The sequence below is a fragment of the Paraburkholderia sp. RL17-381-BIF-C genome (assembly GCF_046026435.1).
GTDB lineage: Bacteria > Pseudomonadota > Gammaproteobacteria > Burkholderiales > Burkholderiaceae > Paraburkholderia.
In genome coordinates this window covers 32,753-47,547 of sequence record NZ_JARESX010000012.1, presented here as the reverse complement: position 1 = coordinate 47,547, position 14,795 = coordinate 32,753, and the positions used below count along the sequence as shown (strand labels likewise).

Genomic DNA, 14,795 nt, shown 5'->3' with positions numbered 1-14,795 from the left:
CTCCGGCTTGTTGGTGTCACGTCGAGTGGGCGGCTTTCCAGAGTGAGATGAGTATAGGTAAACGGAGCGGCACGCCGCCAAGGTCAGGCCGTCCGCTTCGGCAAGACGGGAGGCGTGCCGCTCGTGTTCATCAGCCATTTCCGAGGCACGATGGGCCACTGCGCCCGGCCGTGACCGACGGCTTCGCGCACGCTCGCGAAGTGATCGCCAGCGGTGAGCTTAAGCACTGAACCCGGCGAGGCCGGGTCGGTTGCCGATCTCGCCGCTTACTTCCACAGGGTACGGCCGAAAAACGTCAGTGTGCGGTCCCACGCCAATTGCGACCAGACCGGATCGAACTGCGTCCGCGCGATGCGGCCCGGGCCGACGGCTTGTTCGTTGGCAAAGCCGTGGTGCGCGAGATAGCGGTAAAACTCCACGTCGACATTCGCGCCCTTCAGTTTGGCTTCCAGCGCATCGACCGTTTCTGCCGTGAAGAACTCGTCTTGCGTGGCCCAATGACCGATCACCGGCACCGTGATTTTCGATGCGTCGACGTACTCCAACGGAGGGAAGCCATACCAGACCACCCCGGCCGACACTTCGGGAACATTGCACAGCGCCAGCAAGGTCAGCGCGCCGCCCATGCAAAAACCCGTCACGCCGACTTTCGCCGCATGCTGCTTCAGATACTGAGCCGCGCCGCGCACGTCTTGCGTGGCCGCGTCGCCGAAATCGAGCCCGTCGAGCAAGTGGTGGGCCTCCGCCTCTTCCACCGTGGTTTTGCCGCGAAAAAGATCGGGCACCAGCGCCACGTAACCGGCCTGCGCGAGCCGGTCCGCCACGCCGCGAATCTGGTCGTTCACGCCCCACCACTCCTGAATCACGACGATGCCGGGCGCGCCCTCCAGCTTTTCCGGCTTGGCCAGATAACCCTGGATCTGCTTGCCGTCGGGACGGCTGAACGTGATCATCGAACCCGCTGTCTGTGCCATCAGTTGCTCCTCGAAGTAGACGAAGCCGCTAGCATAGCTCCAGTGCGGGCGGTTCTGCAGACTCGGCGCCAGGTCGGCCTGGCCGCAACGATCAGTAGGATTTGTAGGGAAGGAATTTGCCGCTGAGCACCACCTTGACCCGGTCGCCGTTCGGGTTCGGTTCACGCTGGATATCCATCGAAAAGTCGATCGCACTCATAATGCCGTCGCCGAATTCCTCGTGGATCAGCTCCTTGATCGTCGTGCCGTACACGCTGACGATCTCATACCAGCGATAGATCAGCGGATCGGCCGGAACCGCCGTCGGCAGCGAGCCCTTGTACGGGACGATTTGCAGCCAGGCGGTCTCCTCGTCGGTCAGGTCGAACAGTTCCCGAGCGACGGCGGCCTGTTTCGCATCGAGCGTCATCTGGCCGAGCATGGCCGCGGTCGTCCACTCCTTGCTTCGGCCGATCTTCGCGGCGATCTCTCCCCACGTTAGCTTGCTGTTGACTTTCGCGGCGATGATTTTCTTCGTGACGTCGTTGCGATCCATGATGGAGTCCTCCGTGAAGATCGGGCGATACGCGCATGAGAGACGTTGAGCGATAGTACTCAAGACGAAATAAGCGCGCTCGCCGCGACATGCCGCGCGTCAGGTCTGGAAATAGCGCGGCCGGCCGAGGTCGGCGATCGGCCCCGGCTGTGTCGGCTCCCGGTTCAGCAGCGCCCGCGTCTGCCGGCACGAGGTCGGAACGTCCATCCCGGCGAACAGCGCGAATCAGCCGAAATGGTCTGCTGCGTGTTCGACGGACTGCGCGGCAACGGGGACGGTCAGGCGACGGCCGATCACACCGAAGATCAGCCCGCGGCGTGCCATTTGAACCGCCGCACCGGGCGGCCACGAGCGGCTTGCCCGCTAGAATCGCTCGAGCACGCCGAACTGCACACCCGCGACCGGCGCGCCCGGATAGGCGACCGGCAGCCCGGTCACGTTGACGCCGCGCAGGGTGAAGCTGGCGCCGTCGTGATTCGACAGATACGCCGCACTGAAATAGAACAGTAAGGCGGAAGAAAAGTTATATTCGAACGCCAGGCTGAACTGATCAGCGCTCGCGCCCGCACCGGTGAAGTCGCGCACATGCGCGTAGCCCACCGAGGCGCGCGCATTCGAAGAAAAGCTGTATTGCGCCGAGAGTGCCCCACCCGCGCCGTGATAGAGCGGCGTGCCGCCATCGCCATTGAAGAAGGCGAGCCACACCCGCACTTTGTCGACCGCGTAGGTCGCTCCGCCGAGATTCGCGCGCAGTGCGCCCGCGCCGTGTGTCTGCTGACGCGCGTAGAGCAGCCTGAACTCGTCGAGCTGATAGGCGGCGGTGACGTAGTAGCCGTCGATGCCGTTGCCGTCGTTTTCCGCCGGGTCACGCGTGGCCATCATGACAGTGCCGCTGAATCCGCCGACGAGCGGTGACAGATATGTGATCGCGTTGCTCGCGTAGGGCGTGATCTTCGACAGGTTGTTGAGTCCGGACGCAATCGTGCCGGCGCCGAACGCGTCGAGATCGCCCTTGAACGGGATATAGATCGGCGAGTATTGCCGGCCGAACCGCATCTCGCCCCAGCCGCTGCGCGTGCCGATCCACGCCTGGCGGTTGAACAGAAGACCGGGACTCTGAAGCGAGCCGTCGACCGAGCTGAAGCCGTTTTCCAGCGTGAAGACCAGATCGGTGCCCGCGCCGAGCGGCTCGCTGCCGCGCAAGCCGACCCGCGAGCCGCGATAGGCGCCCGAGTCCAGACGCGGCGTCCACCCGGACCCGGGATCGGTTATTTCGAGGCTGGTGTCGAGCACGCCGTACAGCGTGACGGAGCCCGCGCTCGCGCCCGGCGCGGCCAGGCTCTGCGCGCAAAATAGCAACGCCAAACCGCCGACGCCTGCACGCCAACTCGAGCGGCGGCGCCAGGTAGCAAGCCGTGCCAAAGGCGCCCGCTTTCGTGGTGGCTCATTCAGTGAATATCTCGCGGCGCCGACCAGATGAAGTCCTCCGTAGGGATGTCCAACGTGCGCTCGCGAAACGATAACCTGGCATGTTCAGACAGGCCGCTCGCCGGACCAGTTGCGAACATAACAGACCTGAGCCAGTTTGCAATTTTCGGCTCGATGGTCCGAGCCGTTCTCCGCGTTGCGCGCACGTTGCTGATCCCCGTGGCTCAGTGCTTCCCGTACTCGTCATGGCGGTGCCACCAGACCCCCGTTTCGTTGCGTCCCTTGGGTGCATGGTCGAGCCACTGGTACATGCCCCATAGCGCATCCACACCGCGCCCGTATGCGGAATACGTGTGGTACACGACACCGTCTTCGAGCACGAACGCGCTCATGCCGGGCCTATCGAGCGAATACGTCGGCGCATCGGTTCCGCAGGCAGTCGCAAACTCGACGACGGGCGCCGGGGCCGGCACCACGTCCATGGCATGGCCGCCGCGCTGGAAGTTATAGTCGACGCTGCCTTCGCGTTGTTGCTGCTCGGTGAACGAGACATTCACGTCGAAGTTGAAGTCGCTGCCGGCCGAGGACGCCCACGGAAACGTCCATCCCATGCGCCGCTTGTATGCCTGCAGCTTCGCGAGCGGCGCCCGCGATACCGCCGTCAGCGTGACATCGTGATTCGCGAGGTGGACGACAGACCCGGCGAAGCCGTCCGCGACCGCCGAACACGACGGGCATCCCGCCGTGTAGTCGGGACCGAACATGAAGTGATAGACGAGCAACTGCGAGCGTCCTGCAAAGAGCCCGGCCAGCGAGACGCTTCCTTCATCGGTCTCGAACCGGTATGCCTTGTCGATGCGGACCCAGGGCAGCGCCTGGCGCTGCCGGGCCAGTTCGTCGCTCTGCCGCGTGAGCGCTTTTTCGGCTTCGAGCAATTCGAGCCGTGCTGCTAGCCATGCTTCCCGTGTACCGGTGGTGTGTGTCGTCGCCATGCCTCTCTCCTTGGTTCGCTATACGAAGTCCCGCGCGAAATGCTGCGGGGTGTCGTGCTAGATTAGCCGCGTGCTTCAGACCAAGGGAGTGACAAGTGTGACGGGATTCGCGTAGACCATGGACTCGCTAATGACGGCAGCAGCGCGTGCGCTCGCAGCGGGCGATCCGCTCGGCGCGCTCAATCGTGTGGCGTTGCGCGACGACGCGCCCGCGCTCGCGCTGCGCGGCATCGCCATGGCGCAACTCGGCGATCTGGTTCGCGCGAAGGCGCTCGTGCGTAGCGCCGCGCGCGCCTTCGGTTCAAGAGAGCCGGTGGCCCGCGCGCGATGTGTCGTCGCCGAAGCCGAGATCGCGCTCGTCTCGCGCGATCTGAACTGGCCCACGAAAACGCTGGAAGCGGCACGCGTCACGCTCGAAGCGCACGGCGACCGGCTCAACGCCGCGCATGCGCGCTATCTCGAAGTCCGCCGCCTGCTGTTGATAGCTCGCCTCGACGAGGCCGAACGCGCGCTTGCCGGTCTTGACCCCACGCCATTCCCGCCGGCCTTGAGAGCCGCGCATGAACTGGTCGTGGCCGGTGTCGCGCTGCGCCGCCTGCAGACCCGCGCGGCACGCGCCGCGCTAGAGCGCGCGAGGCGTGCCGCGGGTCTTGCGGGTATCCCCGCACTGATCGCGGAGGTCGACAACGCCGCACTCGTGCTAAACGCCCCTGCGGCGCGACTCCTTGCGCGTGGCGAAGAACGCCCGCTGCTGCTCGACGAGGTAGAAGCGTTACTTGCATCGAAAGCTTTGATCGTGGACGCGTGCCGTCACGTCATACGCGAGACAGGCGCGGTGATCTCGCTCGCCGGCCGTCCGGTGTTGTTCGTGCTCGCACGCGCACTCGCCGAAGCATGGCCGGAGGATGTGCCGAGAGACGTACTCGTCGCGCGAGCCTTCCGGGCCAAGATTGCCGACGAATCGCACCGCGCGCGTCTGCGGGTCGAACTCGGTCGGTTGCGTTCCGTGCTTCGCGCGGTGGCCGGCGTGAGCGCGACGCGGCGCGGCTTCATGCTGATGCCACGACACGCGCAAGAGGTCGTGGTGCTAGCGCGACCTGTCGAGGACAAACACGCGCCCGTGCTCGCCTTGCTTGCCGACGGCGAGTCGTGGTCGAGTTCGGCCCTCGCGCTCGCGCTCGGCGCGAGTCAGCGCACCGTGCAGCGGAGCCTCGATACGCTCGCGGTGCAAGGCAAGGTGCAATCTGTCGGCAAAGGCCGCGCGCGCCGCTGGATGACCCCGCCCATGCCTGGATTCACGACGACCTTGTTACTCCCTGCGCCGTTGCCGATTGATTAGGATGGCAACACGAAAACCACGAGGGAACAGCCATGAAACGATCACCCGCCGAAATCATCAATGAGTACGGTCCCTTTCCGGGCGTCGAAAAAGTGCATGGCGTCACGTACGACGGCCAGCATGTCTGGTTCGCAGCGGGCGACACGTTGAACGCGTTCGACCCGGCGAGCGGCAAGACGCTCCGTTCGATCGATGTCGCCGCGCACGCGGGCACCGCCTTCGACGGCAAGCATCTATTCCAGATCGCCGAAGACCGCATCCAGAAGATCGATCCCGATACCGGCCGCGTGCTCGCCACGATCCCCGCGCCGGGCGGCGGAGGCGACTCGGGGCTCGCATGGGCCGAAGGGTCGCTGTGGGTCGGGCAGTATCGGGAGCGCAAAATCCATCAGGTCGATCCGCACACGGGCGCGGTTTTGCGCACCATCGAATCCAACCGCTTCGTGACCGGCGTTACATGGGTGGACGGCGAACTCTGGCACGGCACGTGGGAAGGCGATGAAAGCGAATTGCGGCGCATCGATCCGCGCAACGGCGAAGTTCAGGAGCGGCTCGAGATGCCGTCCGGCGTCAGCGTGTCGGGACTTGAATCCGATGGCGGCGACCGCTTCTTTTGCGGCGGCGGAAGCAGCGGCAAAGTGCGCGCCGTGCGACGGCCCAAATGAGCCGGCGGATGCGTGCCGATTCCACTCGCGAGCCATGATCGCCCTATGGATCAGCGCGGATTCGGCTCGCGTCCCGGCAAGTCCTGCAACAGGTTCATGAACGCGCGCACCTTGGCGCTCAACAGACGCCGCGAGTTGTAAAGCGCCCAGATTTCAACCTGCGGCCCGTCCGCCACGCCCCAGCAGACGAGCCGTCCTGCCGCCACATCCTGCTCGACCAGCAGCTTGGGCAAAAGCGCCGCGCCCACGCCGTCCACCACCGCGTCACGCACCATCAGCAGCGACGAGAGGCGCAGCACCGGCATCGGCGCGAGCGTCCACAAGCCGGTTTCGGTGCGGACTGTCCAGATCGCGCCCGGCGACGCCGCAGCCAGCACGATTGCGGGCACCGGCACGGCGGCGGCATCGTCGGCCGCCTGGGCAGGCATCGACAAAGTGGGTGCGGCGACCAGGAGCCGGTCGTCGCCGTAAATGCGCCGCCCCATGAGTTGCTCGTCATGCGGTGGATTGATGCGGATCACGAGGTCATAGCCGTCCTCCACCGGATCGACGATCCGGTCTTCCGCTATGACTTCGAGTTCGACCTGCGGATAGGCCAACGCGAAACGCGCCGCGATCCGGCCTAACACCACATGCGAGAACACGATTGGCGCGCTGATCCGCAAGCGCCCGCGCGGCACCGGCGCGCGCGACGCCACCGCTTCGCCCGCCTCCTGGATCTCCGCCATCGGCCCGCGCGTGCGCTCGTGCAGCACGAGACCTTCTTCCGTCAGCCGCAACCTGCGCGAGCCCCGCTCGATCAGCCGCACGCCGAGCGCTTCCTCGAGCTCGGCCACGCGTCGCGACAGCGTGGCCTTGGGACGGTCGAGCGCCCGGCTGGCTGGCCCGAATCCGCCATGCAGCGCAACAGCGTTGAAATCGGCAAGCGACGTCAAATCCATGATCGTTCCAAATATGAGACGAGGTGTCTGAATTTTTGCACTATCGCCACTGAAATGGAACACCTATTGTGTGTCTACGGGCTGACTCACAGTCCATCCAACCTTAGGAGAAAGATCATGGCAATCCTCGTAACTGGCAGCACCGGCGTAGTTGGCACTCAGGTTCTCGACCATCTGGCCGGCAGCGGCGCGCAGGTCCGCGCGCTGACCCGCACGCCGGAGAAAGCGCAATTTCCGGAGGGCGTCACGGCGGTTCAGGGTGACCTGTCCGACGTGGACGGATTGCGGCGCGCGATGAACGGCGTCAGCACACTGTTCCTGCTCGCGCCCAACGCCGCCGACGAACTCACGCAAGCGCTGCAAGCACTGAGCGTGGCGCGCGAGGCCGGCGTGAAAGGCGTGGTGTATCTGTCGGTGTTCAAAGGCGCCGACTATGTCGACGTGCCGCATTTCACCGGCAAGCACACAGTCGAGCGGATGATCGAACACTGCGATCTGCCGGCCACCGTATTGCGTCCCGCGTATTTCATCCAGAACGACGTGCGCCAGAAAGAGCCTTTACTGACGCACGGCGTGTACGGCATGCCGATCGGCGCCAAAGGTATTTCCATGGTCGATGTGCGCGATATCGGCGAGGCGGCGGCGCGCGAACTGCTGCGCCGCGAGCGTGCCGCGGACCGTTTGCCGCGCGAAACGTATGAGCTGGTCGGCCCTGAGGCGATCACCTCGGAAAGCGTGGCGTCGATCTGGGCCGACGTGCTCGGGCGCGCGGTGCGCTATGGCGGCGACGATCTCGACCTGCTGGAACAACGTATGAAGGCGGTTGCGCCGGGCTGGCTCGCGTACGACATGCGCCTGATGATGAACCGCTATCAGCAGGACGGCGCGGTCGCATCGAAAGCGGAAATCGATCATCTCGCGGCGTTGCTGGGCCGCCAACCGCGATCGTATCGGGACTTCGCGGTGGAGACGGCGGCGGCCTGGGCGAATGGGTAAGCGCTAGCGCGCACGTCGCTTGCCTACGCGCGTCTGCAAACGAGCCGATAATCGCATGACCGACAGGAAGGAGACGCCACGGTCATGCGCAATCTCGACGAGAACACGATCACGGAAGCGGTTCTGGCACGCCACGCCCACGCGGATGATGAGCGTCTGAAGACCATCGTCACGAGCCTCGTGCGGCATCTGCATGCCTTTGCGCGCGAAGTGAACCTGACCGAGAGCGAATGGGAACAGGGCATCCGCTTCCTGACCGACGTAGGCCATATCACCGACGACAAGCGCCAGGAATTCATCCTGCTCTCCGACACGCTGGGCTTGTCGATGCTCGTCACGGCCATGGCGAACCGCAAGCCGCCGGGCTGCACGGAAGCAACGGTATTCGGGCCGTTTTTCGTCGAAGACGCGCCCGTCTATCGAAATGGCGACGACGTGTCCAACGGCGCGCACGGTGAGCCCTGTTTCGTCTCGGGGACCATCAGGGGCGCGGACGGCGAAGCGGTGGCCAACGCTCGCATCGACGTCTGGCAGGCCGACGCAGACGGCTTCTACGACGTCCAGCACGGCGGCGACGATACGCATCGGGCGAGAGGCGTGCTCCATAGTCTCGCGGACGGGCGCTATCACTTTCGCTCCATCGTCGCCGAGCCTTATCCGATTCCTCACGACGGACCGGTCGGGCGCATGCTCGAAGTGCTGGGGCGGCATCCGTGGCGCCCGGCGCATCTGCATTTCATGATCACGGCGCCTGGCTACGAGCGCCTCGTGACCCACGTGTTTCGCGAAGGCGATCAATATCTCGATTCGGATGCGGTGTTCGGCGTGCGCTCGTCGCTGGTCGCGCAGTGGAACCGCCATGAGGCAGGCACGGCGCCGGACGGGACGTGTATGGACACGCCGTTCAGCACGCTTGAATTCGATTTCGTGTTGAACCGATCCGTTTGACGCGAGTCACTTTCGTGGTACAGCAATTTTCTTGCATGGGACATGCAGGCGCGTTCAGCTCGCGGGGCACATCGGTCGCAGAACCGCTCCGCGTCAACAGGCATTCAATTTTCGGGCACGACTCTCATGGAAAAACGAGCACTCATCATTGGCGCGAGCGGCATTGTCGGCGGCAATCTCGCCGACCGGCTGCTTTCGAGCGGCTGGCACGTCGCCGGACTCTCGCGCGGCCGCACGCCGGTGTCGCCGGCCATCGAATCGATTACGGCCGATCTGCAATCGGCCGAGTCCGTTAGCGAGGCGCTCGCCGGCCAGCAGTTCAGTCATGTGTTTCTGACCGCGTGGTCGCGCCAGGCCACGGAGAAAGACAACATTCGCGTGAACGGCGCCATGGTGCGTCACGTGATGGACGCGGTGGGTCCGGCAGGCACGCTCGAACACGCCGCGCTCGTGACAGGACTGAAGCATTACCTCGGCCCATTCGAAGCCTATGCGACCGGCGCCGTGCCGATCACGCCGTTTCGCGAGGAACAAGGCCGCCAGCCCGTGGATAACTTTTACTACGAGCAGGAAGACCGTTTATTCGACGCTGCGCAACGCTACGGTTTCAGTTGGAGCGTGCATCGTCCGCATACGATCATCGGCTTTGCGCTCGGCAATGCAATGAACATGGGCGTGACGCTCGCCGTCTACGCGACGCTGTGCAAGCAGACCGGCCAGCCGTTCATCTTCCCCGGCTCGGCGGCGCAATGGAACAGCCTCACCGACATGACCGACGCGCGGCTGCTCGCGCGCCACCTCGAATGGGCCGCCACGTCCGCGAACGCGCGCAACGAAGACTTCAACGTGGTCAATGGCGACGTGTTCCGCTGGAAATGGATGTGGTCGCAAATCGCCGGTTACTTCGGCATAGAAGCCTTACCGTTCGATGGCGAGGTGCGTCCACTCGAAGGCCGCACGCAGGACGCCGGCCAGGCATGGGCCGAGATCGCCACGCGCTTCGGCCTGAAAGAAGCCGACATCGGCAAACTCGCCTCGTGGTGGCACACCGACGCGGACCTCGGCCGTCCGATGGAAGTGCTCACGGATATGACCAAGAGCCGCAAGGCCGGCTTCCTCGATTATCAGAGCACGCCCGATTCCTTCTTCGCGTTGTTCGACCGGTTGAAGGCGGAGCGGATCATTCCGCAATGACACCGCAGTAACACCGCAGTAACACCGCAGTAACACCGCAGTAACACGCGCGGGCGGTCTAGCGCCTTCGATCGAACAGGGGCGACGCGTGGCTCGCGGCGGCGAGTTCCGAGGCCGCCGCAAGCAACGTCGGCCCGAGGCTCGCCATGCGTTTTTCGTCGAGCCTCACGAGCGGTCCCGCAATACTGATCACCCCCATTGCCGGATAGCCGCGCCGCTGCACGGGCGCGGCCATTGCTGTCATGCCAGGCGCAAAGACTTCGTTGATCGTTGCGTAACCTCGTTCACGCGCGGCGTGCACGAACTTCAGCAGTCCGTTGATCGTGGTCGGCGCGTTGGGACCGTATTGCTTCGGCTGTCCGAACCCCTGCCGCGAGACGAGTTCGAGCGCGCGCTCGTCGGTCATGGTCATCATCCACGCGTGGCCGGTGGCGCTGCATGAGAGGATCGTGTCCATGCCCATGTCCGGGTCGTAGCGCAAGCCCTTCAGCGCGCCCTGCGCCTTAGCGACCCACGTCAGCCGGTCGCCGTCCACGATCGCGAGCCTCACCAGTTCGCCGGATGTCTCCGCGAGCCTGTCGAGCATGGTCTGCGCGATGTCGACAATGCCGGAGGTCGCGAGAAAGCCGAGCCCGAGGCCGACGAGCTTGGTGGTGAGCACGTAATCGCCATGCTCGCGCAACTGCCGCACATAACCGCATTGCTTCAGATCGACGAGCAGTCGATGACATGCGCTACGCGGAATATCGAGTTCATCCGCGATCATCGCGAGTGGCGTTCCCTCCATTTGCGTGGCGAGAAATTCGAGTACCGCGAGGGTACGCTCCGTGACGCCGGGCATATCGGTCTCCATGTTCTTTCAACTGCTTCGCGCAGCAGTCTTGCACATTATGAGATGAAATTCCACCCTGGAACGGCATCCCACCTAGGGGTGCTAACCTTGATTCCAAGGCGGCGCGACGTGCACAGCGCGACGAAAACGCCCCGAGTTCATCGATCAGACAAGAGAGCGGGAAACGGTAGGCGGCGACCATCGCTCGCGACCTGCATCCCGTGCGGCGACGGTTAAGGAGACAACATGATTCAGGAAACGCAGCAAGGCACGCATGCCGCGATGCGCACGCGAGCAGTCACGGCGGCGGCCGTCGGCACCGCGCTCGAGTGGTTCGACTTCACGCTTTATGGCGCATTGGCCGCCACGGTTTTGCCCAAACTGTTTTTCCCGTCGATGGATTCGACGTCCGCCCTGCTCGCTTCGCTCGCGACCTTTGGCGTAGGGCTCGCCGCGCGGCCGCTCGGTGCGATCATCTGCGGCCATTTGGGCGACAAGCTCGGACGGCGCAACCTCATGCTGGGCACCGTCACGGTGATGGGTCTCGCCTCGATGCTGATGGGTCTGCTGCCGACCTACGCGAGCATCGGCGTATGGGCGCCGGTTCTGCTGGTGCTGCTGCGTATTCTGCAAGGCTTCGCGCTGGGTGGCGAGTCGACCGGCGCGCAATTGATGGCGATCGAACACGCCAGCCCCGACCGGCGCGGCAAGTACTCCGGGCTGCTGGGCCTGTGCTCGCCGCTCAGCCAGATCATGGCCAACGGCGTGCTGCTGCTACTGTCGTCCACGATGTCGGCGCAGGCATTCGATTCGTATGGCTGGCGCATCCCGTTCGTGCTGAGTTTTGTCCTCGTGGTGGTCGGCGTGTATATCCGCTTGCGCGTCAGCGAGACGCCCGCCTTTGTCGCGCTGCGCAAAACGGAGGTCGTGCATGTGGGCAGCCCGTTGCGCGATGCGCTGCGTTTGCACTGGAGAACCGTTCTGCGCTGGATGCTGTTCTTCTGTGGGCCTGCGGCGATCTTCTATCTGATCGTGGTGTTCTCGCTCAGCTACATCACGAAGACACTCGCGATCCCGAAGCAAACCGGCTTTCTTCTGCTGATGGGCGCCAATGTCTGTGCGATCGTCGGCGCGCTTGCCGGCGGCATGCTCAGCGACAAAATCGGCCGCAAGAAGGCGCTCGCGATCGGTTCCACCGCGACCCTGCTGATGCTCTTCGTGTACTTCCAGATTCTGGACACCAAAAGCTTCGTGCCGATGCTCGCGGCGATGGGCTTCTTCCTCGGCTTCACGCAGTTTCAAAGCGGCATTCAGCCGGTCGCTTTCGCCGAAGCGTTTCCGACCAACGTGCGTTATTCCGGCTCCGCGCTCGCCTATACCGGCGCGAATCTGGTGGCGGGCGGACCGATGCCGGTGCTGGCCGTGTGGCTTTTCTCCGTGTGCAATGGCTCGCCGTGGGGGGTCGTCGCGGTCTGTGTGGTCTTCAACGTGATTTCGCTCGTGATGATCCTGACCGCGCGCGAAACGCTCGGCATCGACATGAACCGCGCCGACTCGACGGCGGCCGTCACGGGCGCGGCGGACTTTGCGCCGGCGGCCGTGGGCAACAGCCACCGCACGTGATTCACACGGCGCCGAGGCGTCACGGTGAACATCGAATTTTTGCAAACAGGCGACAGAACAATGACTGACCTCGTATATGTATTGAACGGCTCGAACCTCAACATGCTCGGCAAGCGCGAGCCGCACCTGTATGGGACGACCACGCTGGCGCAAATCCAGCAGCAGGTGGAGACGCTCGCGGCGCGGCTGGAACTCAAATGCGAGTTTCGCCAGACCAACAGCGAAGCCACCATGGTCGACTGGTTGCAGGAAGCGTTCGAGCGCGACGCCGCGGTGATCATCAATCCGGCGGGCTTTTCGTTCGCGTCGGTGCCGGTCTTCGACGCGGTCAAGCTGATCGAGCAACCGTTGATCGAGTTGCACATCACGAACATTCATAAACGCGATGAAACGTATCGTCACTCGCTGATCTCGCGCGCGGCGACCGGCGTGATTTGCGGACTCGGCGCAAACGGCTATCTGGTTGCGCTGCAAGCGATGGCGATGGCACTCGGCAAGAGCCCGAGCTTCGGCTAAGGCAGCCGGCGCGGATGGACGCGCGGAACGCAAGCGCGCCTTTCTTTTCCGCCCCGAATTTCACCAATCAGGCCGCGCCACTGTGCGCGGCTTTTTTTGCCAAAAATTCCTGCGATTAGTTTCGCCCAGGGAAAACCCGTATAATCCCCACCAAGAGGTCAGACAACTAGAGGACGTGGTTCGTCAAGACCCTGACCTGCGCCATTCGCGCAGCGCCGACCTTGCAAAGCTTTCTCTCTCAAGCCCGTGAATCCGACCGCCACCGCCCTGCCGTTCCGCAACGCCCTGTTCGCCATGCTCGGCATCGGCCTCGTCAACATGCTGGTCGCACTCGACCAGACCGTCGTCAGCACCGCACTGCCTTCCATCGTCGCCGAGTTGCACGGCTTCGAGTACTACGCGTGGATCGCGAGCGCCTACCTGCTGGCCTCGGTCGTGACCGTGCCGGTATTCGGGCGGCTCGGCGACTACTTCGGCCGCAAGCGTTTCGTGATTGCCGCGGTCATCACGTTCACGGTGGCGTCGGTGCTCTGCGGCGTCGCGAACGACATGCTGTTTCTCGTGATCGCGCGCGGCCTGCAAGGCGTGGGTGGCGGGATGATGGTCGGCACGGCATTCGCTTCGATACCCGATCTCTTTCCCGATCCCCGGGCGCGCGTGCGCTGGCAAGTGGTGATGGCCGCCGCTTACGGCATCGGCACCGCGGCGGGACCGTCGCTCGGCGGCTGGATGAGCGAACACTGGGGCTGGCGCTCCACCTTCCTGATCAACTTGCCGGTCGGCGCGGCGGCGCTCTATTTCATCTGGGCGCATCTGCCCGCCTTCCGGCGTCCGCATGAAGGCGAAGTGAAGATCGACTGGCTCGGCGCGGCGCTGGTCGCCGCCGTGCTCGGCGGTCTGCAGGCTTTCATCGAAGCCGTGCCGAAAGACGGCCTCACCGCAGGCACGCTCACGCTGGCGGCCTGCGTGATCGTCGGCGCGATTGCCTTGCTGATATGCGAAAAGCGCGCCACGCATCCCATCATTCCGCTCGACCTGTTCAAGGACCCGCAACTCGTCACGCTGTTTACGCTCGGCATGCTGTCGGGCTTCGTGATGTTCTCGCTGATCTTTTTCGCGCCGCTGTTGCTGCAAGGCGGCTTCGGATTGTCGCCGCAGCAGGCCGGCCTGCTCGCCACGCCGATCGCCGCCTGCATCGCGCTCGGCAGTCTGCTGAATACGCGTATCGTCATTCACATGAAGAAGCCCACGCAGATCCTGTCGATCGGCTTCGCGTTGCTGTTGTTCGCCTCGATTGCGCTGGCGTTTGCGAATCCGGACACCCCGCATGTATGGATCGAATTGCCGATGGCCGCGGTCGGCATCGGCCTCGGCTTCATCCTCAACAATCTGAACGTGTTCGGCCAGGAGATTGCCGGGCGCGAGCGCTTCGGCATTACGACGGCGCTGCTGCAATCCACCCGCATGGTGGGCGGCATGCTCGGCACCAGCATTGTCGCAACCGTGGTGCAACATCATTACCGCGACGTAGTCACGCGCACGATGAGCGTGCTCGGCGAACCGGCCGCGTCGCAATGGCGGCCTCGTTTCGTCGACCTGCGCATTCTGATCGACGAAGCCTCGCGTCTGAAGCTGATCGCGGATATGAAACCGTCAGGGCTCAATACGCTCGCGCTGATCGACACCGCACGCGATGCGCTCGTGCAGTCGATTCATATCGGCGTGTGGCTGACGGCGGTGGCGGCGCTGGCGGCCGCGCTGCTGGTGCAGCGCATCTCGCATGTGGTGTTTCGCAAGAGTTAAAGGCGCCGC

Annotated in this window: 14 protein-coding genes; 8 read left to right on the top strand and 6 right to left on the bottom strand. The window is 64.2% G+C overall.

What is annotated here, in order from left to right; all coding sequences use genetic code 11:
* Positions 1-266: 266 nt before the first annotated feature.
* The 4 genes from P0D70_RS10390 to P0D70_RS10375 all read right to left on the bottom strand — a co-directional run bounded on the left by P0D70_RS10390 (position 267) and on the right by P0D70_RS10375 (position 3,929).
* Positions 267-974 (bottom strand): dienelactone hydrolase family protein, encoded by a 708-nt coding sequence (locus P0D70_RS10390; RefSeq protein ID WP_408184385.1) that lies wholly within the window; start codon positions 972-974, stop codon positions 267-269.
* Between the two features lie 91 nt (positions 975-1,065).
* Positions 1,066-1,509 carry a cyanase gene (cynS, locus tag P0D70_RS10385; RefSeq protein WP_091806434.1) on the bottom strand — a complete coding sequence of 148 codons (444 nt, stop codon included), beginning with the start codon at positions 1,507-1,509 and terminating at the stop codon, positions 1,066-1,068.
* A gap of 363 nt (positions 1,510-1,872) precedes the next feature.
* The gene (locus P0D70_RS10380; protein ID WP_408184384.1) at positions 1,873-2,931 is read right to left on the bottom strand and encodes a porin; all 1,059 of its coding nucleotides are present in this window, start codon (positions 2,929-2,931) and stop codon (positions 1,873-1,875) included.
* 230 nt (positions 2,932-3,161) lie between these two features.
* Positions 3,162-3,929 (bottom strand): DUF899 domain-containing protein, encoded by a 768-nt coding sequence (locus P0D70_RS10375; protein WP_408184383.1) that lies wholly within the window; start codon positions 3,927-3,929, stop codon positions 3,162-3,164.
* A gap of 118 nt (positions 3,930-4,047) precedes the next feature.
* Between P0D70_RS10375 and P0D70_RS10370 the strand changes: the two genes are divergently transcribed.
* Together P0D70_RS10370 and P0D70_RS10365 are read left to right on the top strand one after the other, a co-directional pair.
* Positions 4,048-5,268 (top strand): helix-turn-helix domain-containing protein, encoded by a 1,221-nt coding sequence (locus tag P0D70_RS10370; protein ID WP_408184382.1) that lies wholly within the window; start codon positions 4,048-4,050, stop codon positions 5,266-5,268.
* Positions 5,269-5,300: 32 nt separating this feature from the next.
* Positions 5,301-5,933 carry a Vgb family protein gene (locus tag P0D70_RS10365; RefSeq protein WP_408184381.1) on the top strand — a complete coding sequence of 211 codons (633 nt, stop codon included), beginning with the start codon at positions 5,301-5,303 and terminating at the stop codon, positions 5,931-5,933.
* A 50-nt stretch (positions 5,934-5,983) separates the two neighbouring features.
* On the opposite strand, the gene P0D70_RS10360 is transcribed toward P0D70_RS10365, so the two are convergent.
* On the bottom strand, positions 5,984-6,874 hold the full coding sequence (locus tag P0D70_RS10360) for a LysR family transcriptional regulator (RefSeq protein WP_408184380.1): 891 nt from the start codon (positions 6,872-6,874) through the stop codon (positions 5,984-5,986).
* Between the two features lie 117 nt (positions 6,875-6,991).
* Here P0D70_RS10360 and P0D70_RS10355 point away from each other — a divergent pair, with 117 nt between their 5' ends.
* The 3 genes from P0D70_RS10355 to P0D70_RS10345 all read left to right on the top strand — a co-directional run bounded on the left by P0D70_RS10355 (position 6,992) and on the right by P0D70_RS10345 (position 10,012).
* Positions 6,992-7,870, top strand: a complete 879-nt coding sequence (locus tag P0D70_RS10355) for an SDR family oxidoreductase (RefSeq protein ID WP_408184379.1) — start codon at positions 6,992-6,994, stop codon at positions 7,868-7,870.
* An 84-nt stretch (positions 7,871-7,954) separates the two neighbouring features.
* Positions 7,955-8,818, top strand: a complete 864-nt coding sequence (locus P0D70_RS10350; RefSeq protein WP_408184378.1) for an intradiol ring-cleavage dioxygenase — start codon at positions 7,955-7,957, stop codon at positions 8,816-8,818.
* A gap of 126 nt (positions 8,819-8,944) precedes the next feature.
* Positions 8,945-10,012 (top strand): SDR family oxidoreductase, encoded by a 1,068-nt coding sequence (locus tag P0D70_RS10345; protein WP_408184377.1) that lies wholly within the window; start codon positions 8,945-8,947, stop codon positions 10,010-10,012.
* A 58-nt stretch (positions 10,013-10,070) separates the two neighbouring features.
* Here the strand turns inward: P0D70_RS10345 and P0D70_RS10340 are convergent, their stop codons facing one another.
* Entirely contained in the window at positions 10,071-10,853 is a 783-nt protein-coding gene (locus P0D70_RS10340) for an IclR family transcriptional regulator (protein WP_091806405.1), read from the bottom strand.
* A 237-nt stretch (positions 10,854-11,090) separates the two neighbouring features.
* Here P0D70_RS10340 and P0D70_RS10335 point away from each other — a divergent pair, with 237 nt between their 5' ends.
* The 3 genes from P0D70_RS10335 (at position 11,091) to P0D70_RS10325 (ending at position 14,786) form a co-directional block, all read left to right on the top strand.
* A complete protein-coding gene (locus P0D70_RS10335; protein ID WP_091806402.1) occupies positions 11,091-12,467 on the top strand; it encodes an MFS transporter in 1,377 nt (458 codons plus the stop codon).
* Between the two features lie 60 nt (positions 12,468-12,527).
* The gene (locus P0D70_RS10330; protein ID WP_091806399.1) at positions 12,528-12,983 is read left to right on the top strand and encodes a type II 3-dehydroquinate dehydratase; all 456 of its coding nucleotides are present in this window, start codon (positions 12,528-12,530) and stop codon (positions 12,981-12,983) included.
* 294 nt (positions 12,984-13,277) lie between these two features.
* Positions 13,278-14,786, top strand: coding sequence for an MFS transporter (locus tag P0D70_RS10325; protein ID WP_408184448.1), 1,509 nt, complete (start codon positions 13,278-13,280; stop codon positions 14,784-14,786).
* The last annotated feature ends 9 nt before the right edge of the window (positions 14,787-14,795 follow it).

Coding starts and splice junctions, on each gene's coding strand:
- P0D70_RS10340 (WP_091806405.1), bottom strand. CDS start 10,853: ATGCCCGGCGTCACGGAGCGTACCCTCGCGGTACTCGAATTTCTCGCC.
- P0D70_RS10365 (WP_408184381.1), top strand. CDS start 5,301: ATGAAACGATCACCCGCCGAAATCATCAATGAGTACGGTCCCTTTCCG.
- P0D70_RS10390 (WP_408184385.1), bottom strand. CDS start 974: ATGGCACAGACAGCGGGTTCGATGATCACGTTCAGCCGTCCCGACGGC.
- P0D70_RS10360 (WP_408184380.1), bottom strand. CDS start 6,874: ATGGATTTGACGTCGCTTGCCGATTTCAACGCTGTTGCGCTGCATGGC.
- cynS (WP_091806434.1), bottom strand. CDS start 1,509: ATGGATCGCAACGACGTCACGAAGAAAATCATCGCCGCGAAAGTCAAC.
- P0D70_RS10335 (WP_091806402.1), top strand. CDS start 11,091: ATGATTCAGGAAACGCAGCAAGGCACGCATGCCGCGATGCGCACGCGA.
- P0D70_RS10345 (WP_408184377.1), top strand. CDS start 8,945: ATGGAAAAACGAGCACTCATCATTGGCGCGAGCGGCATTGTCGGCGGC.
- P0D70_RS10325 (WP_408184448.1), top strand. CDS start 13,278: ATGCTCGGCATCGGCCTCGTCAACATGCTGGTCGCACTCGACCAGACC.
- P0D70_RS10350 (WP_408184378.1), top strand. CDS start 7,955: ATGCGCAATCTCGACGAGAACACGATCACGGAAGCGGTTCTGGCACGC.
- P0D70_RS10330 (WP_091806399.1), top strand. CDS start 12,528: ATGACTGACCTCGTATATGTATTGAACGGCTCGAACCTCAACATGCTC.
- P0D70_RS10355 (WP_408184379.1), top strand. CDS start 6,992: ATGGCAATCCTCGTAACTGGCAGCACCGGCGTAGTTGGCACTCAGGTT.
- P0D70_RS10375 (WP_408184383.1), bottom strand. CDS start 3,929: ATGGCGACGACACACACCACCGGTACACGGGAAGCATGGCTAGCAGCA.
- P0D70_RS10370 (WP_408184382.1), top strand. CDS start 4,048: ATGGACTCGCTAATGACGGCAGCAGCGCGTGCGCTCGCAGCGGGCGAT.